This window comes from Phenylobacterium sp. (assembly GCF_028290885.1).
Classification (GTDB): Bacteria; Pseudomonadota; Alphaproteobacteria; order Caulobacterales; family Caulobacteraceae; genus Phenylobacterium.
On sequence record NZ_JAQGIZ010000240.1, the window covers coordinates 1 to 5,049 of the forward strand.

Sequence of the window (5,049 nt, forward strand, 5' to 3'; positions counted from 1 at the left end):
GGACGCCTCCGCCGCCGGGCCGGTGAGCGCCGCGCGCAGGAAGGCCCGCCGGCGGTGCGGTTCCGGCAGCGCCTGGCGGATCTCTGCCTGCAGGGCCGCGAACAGCGCCGCGACTCGTCCGGCGCCCTCCGGCACCCGGGCCTCGATGTCGTGGCGCAGGAGGGTCGCCAGCATCGGCGAGGCGCCGCCGGTGCCGATCGCCGCCACCACCTCGCCGCGGTCGATCACCGCCGGCGTGGTGAAGTCGCAGAGCGCCGGCCGATCGACCACGTTCACCGGCACGTGCGCCGCCCGCGCCGCGCCCGCCGCGGCCTCGGCGAAGGCGTCGTCGGTGGAGGCCACGAAGGCCAGGGCCGCGCCGGCGTAGGACTTGGGCTTCAGCGCAGCCTCGCCCTCCAGCCGCCGCAGCGTGGCGGGCGAGCCCTCGAACAGCCTGAGTTTGGCCTCCGCCGCCTCGCCCGAACCCGCGATCGCCACAGTACGGCCGGACAGCGGGAAGAAGGCGGGGAAGGCGTCCATGGCGGCGCTGTCCGCGCCTATTTCAGGGTGTGGAGGTAGCCGATCACCGCCGCACGGTTCTCGTCGCTCTGCGGGCCGAGGAACATCTTGGTGCCGGGCGCGAAGGCAGCGGGGCTCTTGAGGAACGCGTCGAGGGTGGCGTCGGTCCAGGTCCCGCCCTTGGCCTTCAAGGCCGGCGAATAGGCGAAGTCGTCGCGCGCGGCGATCTTGGCGTCCGCGACGCCGGCCAGCGACGGGGCGAGCGCATTGCTGGCGCCCTGGTGGCACATCTTGCACTGGGTGGCGAAGACCTGCGCGCCGTCGACGGCGGCCAGCGCCGGGGTGGCTGCCAGGGAAAGGGCGGGCAGGCTCATCAGGAGCGCGGCGGAAGCGAAGCGAACCATGGAATCTCCTCGTGGCGTAGCATCGGCATGATTAGCCGAGGGCGGCGCCCAGCGCCACGGGCGCATTTACGGCGCTGTCTGAACAGCGTTAGGATGAACCACCGCCTTTGCAGGGATCCCCAACATGACCACCACGCTGAATGTGAACGGCAAGGCCATGCCGGTGACCGCGGCGCCCGACACGCCGCTTCTGTGGGTGCTGCGCGATGAGCTGGGCCTGACCGGCACCAAATACGGCTGCGGCATCGCCCAGTGCGGCGCCTGCACGGTGCTGGCCGACGGCCAGCCGATCCGCTCCTGCTCGACGCCGATCGCGGCGCTGGCGGCCGCCAAGATCACCACCGTCGAGAGCCTCGGCGGCAACCACCCGCTGCAGGTCGCCTGGGTGCGGAACGACGTGCCGCAGTGCGGCTATTGCCAGTCGGGCCAGCTGATGAGCGCCGCGGCCCTGCTGGCCGGCAACCCCAAGCCCTCCGACGCCGACATCGACGGGGCGATGAGCGGCAACATCTGCCGTTGCGGGACCTACCAGCGCATCCGCGCCGCCATCAAGGAAGCCTCCGGCCAAGCCGCGGGCAAGGTCTAGGGGAAACGCCATGCATCAGTATTTCAACGCCCCCGCGCCCAAGCTCCCCGTCCCCACCCGCCGCCAGGCGCTCGGCATCGGCGCGACGCTGGTCGGCGGCGCCCTGATCGTCGGCTGCTCACCCAGCATGATCGGCAAGGCGATGAGCGTCGGCGCCCCGCACGACTTCGGCGCCTTCGGCCCCTTCATCAAGGTGGGCCCCGACGGCACGGTGACGGTGGTCTCCAAGCACATCGAGTTCGGCCAGGGCAACCACGCCGGCCTCGCCGCCATCGTCACCGAGGAGATGGACGCCGATTGGGACAAGGTGAAGGTCGAGCAGTCGCCGGCCAACGCCTCGGCCTACGCCAACACCTCCTTCGGCATGCAAGGCACCGGCGGGTCCTCCGCCATCTCCAATTCCTGGCCGCAGCTGCGCACCGCGGGCGCGGCGGCGCGGGCCATGTTCGTGCAGGCGGCGGCCACGACCTGGAGCGTGCCGGCCTCCGAGGTCACCGTGCAGAACGGCGTCGTCAGCCACGCCAAGAGCGGCAAGCAGGCGCACTTCGGCGAGCTGGTGGCCGCCGCCGCCAAGGTGCCGCCGCCGCAGAAGCCCACGCTGAAAGACCCCAAGACCTTCACCCTGGTCGGCACCGGCCGCGTGCGGCGCAAGGATTCCGCGGCCAAGAGCACCGGGACCGCCCGCTTCACCCAGGACGTCCACCTGCCCAACATGCTGACCGCCATGGTGGCGCACCCGCCGAAGTTCGGGGCGACCGTCGCCTCGTTCGACGCGACGGCGGCGAAGAAGGTCCCAGGCGTGGTCGACGTATTCCAGGTCCCGAACGGCATCGCCGTGGTGGCGCAGAACACCTGGGCCGCGCGGCAGGGCCGCGACGCGGTGGTGGTGAAGTGGGACGACTCCAAGGCCGAAAAGCGCGGCTCCGACCAGCTGCAGGCCGAGTGGACGGCGCTGGCCGCCGGCAAGGCGCCGGCGGATTCCAAGTTGAAGTGGTATCCGTTCGACGCCCGGGGTGACGCGGCCCAGGCGGCCTCGGGCGTCGCGGCGATCGAGACCAGCTACGACTTCCCGTTCCTCGCGCATGCCACCATGGAGCCGCTGAACTGCGTCGCCATCGTCAACGGCAATTCGGCCAAGCTGATCCACGGCTCGCAGATCCCGACGCTCGACCAGCTCAACACCGCCAAGATCGTCGGCAACCTGCCGGGCGCCATCGAGATCGAGACCCTGTTCGCCGGCGGCAGCTTCGGCCGCCGCGCCAACTTCCAGTCCGATTATGTGGCCGAGTGCGTCCACATCGCCAAACATGTCGGCAAGGGCCGGCCGGTGAAGCTGGTCTGGACCCGCGAGGACGACATGACCGCCGGCTACTACCGGCCGCTCGTGCATCACACGGTGCGCGTCACGGTCGACAAGGACGGCTACCCGGCGACCTGGCGCCACCGCATCGTCGCCCAGTCGCTGGGCAAGGGCTCGCCGATGGGCGGCGGCGGCATGGACCCCTCGGCGGTCGAGGGCGCCAAGGACTCGCCCTACCTCAAGGCGACGCCGATCGTGGACGGCCAGACGATCCACCCCGACATCGGCGTGCCGGTGCTCTGGTGGCGCTCGGTGGGGGCGACCCACAACGCCTTCGTCATGGAGCACACCATCGACCAGCTGGCGAAGAAGGCCGGCAAGGATCCCGTCGACTACCGCCGCGCCCTCTACACCAAGGCCGGCGCCAACCGTCACCTGGCGGCGCTGAACCTCGCCGCCGAGAAGGCCGGCTGGGGGACGCCCGCGCCCGATGGCTGGACCCGCGGCGTCGCGGTCCACGAGAGCTTCGGCTCGGTGGTGGCCCAGGTGGCCGAGGTGAAGATGGAGAACGGCCAGCCCAAGGTCGGCCGCGTGGTCACCGCCATCGACTGCGGCACGGCGGTCGCCCCCGACCAGGTCGCCGCCCAGATGGAGGGCGGGACCTGCTACGGGCTCTCCGCGGCCCTGTTCGGAAAGGTGACGCTGAAGAACGGCGAGGTGCAGCAGCACAACTTCGACACCTACCGCGTGCTGCGCCACAACGAGGCGCCGAGCGTCGAGACCTATATCGTGCCGTCGTCCAATCCGCCGAGCGGCGTCGGCGAGCCCGGCACGCCGGTGATCGCGCCGGCGGTGGCCAACGCCCTGCTCGCCATGGGCCAGCCCGCCACCACCAGCCTGCCGTTCGTGAAGACTTAGGGTTGCAGGGCGACACGTCCTCTCCCCCGGCGAAGCCGAGGGGGAGCGGAGGCGCTTGGGCGGAGGAGCCAAACCGGCTAGGTAAGGCTCAGTCTGAGCATATGGGGTGCGGATGGACGACGCGGGCGCGAGCTTGCCGGCGCAGATGAGCGCGATGGGACGCGCGGCCCGCGAGGCCGCCGTCGCCCTGCGCTTGGCCGACGCCGCCACGCGGACCCGCGCCATCGCCGCCATGGCGCAGGCCGTACGCGCCGACGCAGCCGCCATCCTCGCCGCCAACGCCCAGGACGTAGCGGGCGCCAAGGCCGCGGGCCTCAGCCCGGCCATGGTCGACCGCCTGCTGCTCGACGAAGCCCGCCTGGAGGCCATGGCCAAGGGCCTGGAAACGGTGGCCGCCATCCGCGACCCGCTGGGCGCGGAGACGGACCGCTGGGACCGCCCCAACGGCCTCGACATCGCCCGGGTGCGCACGCCGATCGGGGTGATCGCCATCATCTACGAGAGCCGGCCCAACGTGACCGCCGACGCCGCGGCGCTCTGCGTGCGCTCGGGCAACGCCGCGATTCTGCGTGGCGGCTCGGAGTGCCTGGCGTCGAACCTCGCGATCCACGCCGCGGTGGCCAGGGGCCTCGCCGCGGCGGGACTGCCGGAGACCTGCGTCCAGATGGTGCGCACCGCCGACCGCGCCGCCGTGGGCCTGATCCTCGGCGGCCTGGAAGGCTCTATCGACCTGATCATTCCCCGTGGCGGGAAGAGTTTGGTCGCGCGGGTTCAGCAGGAGGCCCGGGCCCCGGTGCTGGGTCACCTGGAGGGGATCAACCACGTCTTCCTGCATGCCAGCGCCGACCTCGAGAAGGCCATCGCCATCACCGTCAACGCCAAGCTGCGCCGCGTCTCGGTCTGCGGCGCGGCCGAGACCCTGCTGGTGGATTCCGCCGACGCCCAGCGCCTGCTGCCGCCGGTCGCCAGCGCGCTCGCCGAGGCCGGCTGCGAGCTGCGCGGCGACGCCCGCGCCCGGTCGCTGGTCCCCGGCATGGCGCAGGCCACGCAAGAGGATTGGAGCACGGAATACCTCGCCCCGATCATGTCGGTCGCCGTCGTCGACGGAGTCGACGGCGCCGCTGAGCACATCGCGGCGCACGGCTCGGCCCACACCGACGCCATCGTCACCGAGGACGGGATCGCCGCCGAGCGGTTCGCGGCCCTGGTGGATTCCGCCATCGTGCTGATCAACGCCTCCACCCAGTTCGCCGACGGCGCGGAGTTCGGCTTCGGCGCGGAGATCGGCATCGCCACCGACCGGCTGCACGCCCGCGGCCCGGTCGGCGCAGAGCAGCTCACCA

5 protein-coding genes are annotated in these 5,049 nt (G+C 71.8%); 3 read left to right on the forward strand and 2 right to left on the reverse strand.

All coding sequences use genetic code 11. From position 1 onward, the window contains the following. Positions 1-519 (reverse strand): bifunctional precorrin-2 dehydrogenase/sirohydrochlorin ferrochelatase (locus tag JWP28_RS15905; RefSeq protein ID WP_299544419.1); only part of this gene is annotated, 519 nt, incomplete at its 3' end. 17 nt (positions 520-536) lie between these two features. Next, positions 537-902 (reverse strand): c-type cytochrome, encoded by a 366-nt coding sequence (locus tag JWP28_RS15910; protein ID WP_299544421.1) that lies wholly within the window; start codon positions 900-902, stop codon positions 537-539. A 124-nt stretch (positions 903-1,026) separates the two neighbouring features. Between JWP28_RS15910 and JWP28_RS15915 the strand changes: the two genes are divergently transcribed. The 3 genes from JWP28_RS15915 to JWP28_RS15925 form a co-directional block, all read left to right on the forward strand. After that, positions 1,027-1,488, forward strand: coding sequence for a (2Fe-2S)-binding protein (locus tag JWP28_RS15915; protein WP_299544423.1), 462 nt, complete (start codon positions 1,027-1,029; stop codon positions 1,486-1,488). A 10-nt stretch (positions 1,489-1,498) separates the two neighbouring features. Next, complete coding sequence (locus JWP28_RS15920) at positions 1,499-3,706, forward strand: xanthine dehydrogenase family protein molybdopterin-binding subunit (protein ID WP_299544425.1); 2,208 nt, start codon at positions 1,499-1,501, stop codon at positions 3,704-3,706. A gap of 112 nt (positions 3,707-3,818) precedes the next feature. Beyond that, the coding region (locus tag JWP28_RS15925) for a glutamate-5-semialdehyde dehydrogenase (protein ID WP_299544427.1) at positions 3,819-5,049 on the forward strand (1,231 nt) is incomplete at its 3' end.

Coding starts and splice junctions, on each gene's coding strand:
- JWP28_RS15910 (WP_299544421.1), bottom strand. CDS start 902: ATGGTTCGCTTCGCTTCCGCCGCGCTCCTGATGAGCCTGCCCGCCCTT.
- JWP28_RS15920 (WP_299544425.1), top strand. CDS start 1,499: ATGCATCAGTATTTCAACGCCCCCGCGCCCAAGCTCCCCGTCCCCACC.
- JWP28_RS15915 (WP_299544423.1), top strand. CDS start 1,027: ATGACCACCACGCTGAATGTGAACGGCAAGGCCATGCCGGTGACCGCG.